This window comes from Arthrobacter sp. 05T47 (assembly GCF_056395825.1).
On sequence record NZ_JBFTKG010000131.1, the window covers coordinates 1 to 1,600 of the forward strand.

Consider the following 1,600-nt stretch of genomic DNA (forward strand, 5'->3'; position numbering starts at 1 on the left):
CATCTGCACCCTCGGCTCTGACGGGGCGATCTTCTTCGCAGACGGGCTGTCAGGCACCGTCCCTGCCCCAAAAGTGCGAGCTGTCGATACGACCGCTGCTGGTGACACCGTCGTCGGCTATCTTGCCGCGCACGCCGGACTCCCTATCGAGGAACGGCTACGCCTCGCGGCCGCTGCCGGGGCTCTCGCCGTCACCCAAGTCGGAGCATCCTCATCCATCCCCCACCTCGGCGACGTCGTGCCTTTGACGGTCGCCCCCACCGAAAGGACACCAGCATGATCGTTGCCGTAGGAGCAGACCATGCCGGGTTTCCCGTCAAACAGCGCGTGATCGATGCCATCGAGCGACTCGGCCACACCGTGATCGAACGAGGCGCCACCAGCACGGAGCCCGTGGATTTCCCCGACGTGACTCAGGAGACCTGCGCGCCCGTGCTTGACGGCAGCGCGGACCGCGCAGTCCTGGTGTGCGGAACGGGTGCCGGCGCCATCATGGCAGCCAACAAGATTCCCGGCATCCGGTGTGGCCTTGCCAACGAGTCATACTCCGCCCATCAAATGGTCGAACACGACGACGCGAATGCCCTTGCCTTGGGCGCCTGGCTGGTTCCGCCCGCCTTCATCGACGACATCGTGGAACAGTTCCTCACCGCAACATTCGACGACGACACCGACACCCGCCGCCGCGTTGAAAAGTTGAACGCCCTCGACAATCTCCGGCCAGCATTCGCCGGCTAAACACAGGCTCCCCCACCACAGATCAAAGGAGATCCACCCGTGACGACAACAACCCCGATTACGCAGAAATCTGCGCTCGGCTCGAAAGACCGCAACAAGACGGCATTCGCCGCCGCCCTGGGGACGAGCGTAGAGAACTACGACTTCATTGCCTATGGCACCGCCTCCGCACTGTATTTCAGCGCCGCCTTCTTTCCCCAAAGCGACCGTTTCATCGGCACGCTCCTCGCCTTCGCCACACTCGCGGTGGGCTTCCTCATGCGCCCCCTCGGCGGCGCAGTGGGCGGTTACCTCGCCGACAAGTTCGGGCGCAAGCCGGTTCTCGTCGGCGCGATGCTGGTGATGGGAGGCGCAACCTGCCTCATCGGGCTCCTGCCCACCTACGCCCAGGTCGGTGTCACTGCACCGGTGCTCTTGGTCATCATCCGGATGATCCAGGGCCTCGCGTTTGGAGCCGAATGGGGCGGTGCCATCACGATGACATATGAGCATGCGCCATGGAACCGCYGTGGCATGTACGCCGCTATTCCCCAGGCCGGAAACCCTCTCGGCATCGCACTCTGCAGCGCCATGTTCCTCATCTGCGCGCACCTTGARGGGGACTGGGCTTGGCGTGTGCCGTTCCTCTTCAGTGCCGTCCTCGTCGTCGTTGCCCTGATCGTGCGTTCACGGTTGTCGGAGTCGCCCGAATTCGAGGCGGCCAAGGCGGAGGGACAGATCGAAAAGAATCCGTTCCTCACCACCCTTCGTCGCGACTGGCGCAGCATCCTCCGCGTGATCGCCCTGCGCATGGTGGAATCGTTTGCCTATTACTCGACGGCCACCTTCCTGCTCAGCTACCTTTCCCAGCGCTTCCCCGACA

3 protein-coding genes are annotated in these 1,600 nt (G+C 63.7%); all 3 read left to right on the forward strand.

The annotated features are described in order from the left end of the window. Positions 1-280 (forward strand): PfkB family carbohydrate kinase (locus tag AC1DEY_RS23255; RefSeq protein WP_476870060.1); only part of this gene is annotated, 280 nt, incomplete at its 5' end. Further along, on the forward strand, positions 277-738 hold the full coding sequence (locus AC1DEY_RS23260; RefSeq protein ID WP_476870061.1) for an RpiB/LacA/LacB family sugar-phosphate isomerase: 462 nt from the start codon (positions 277-279) through the stop codon (positions 736-738). The genes AC1DEY_RS23255 and AC1DEY_RS23260, both read left to right, overlap by 4 nt. A 39-nt stretch (positions 739-777) precedes the next feature. Further along, on the forward strand, positions 778-1,600 hold an 823-nt coding region (locus AC1DEY_RS23265; RefSeq protein ID WP_476870062.1), incomplete at its 3' end, for an MFS transporter.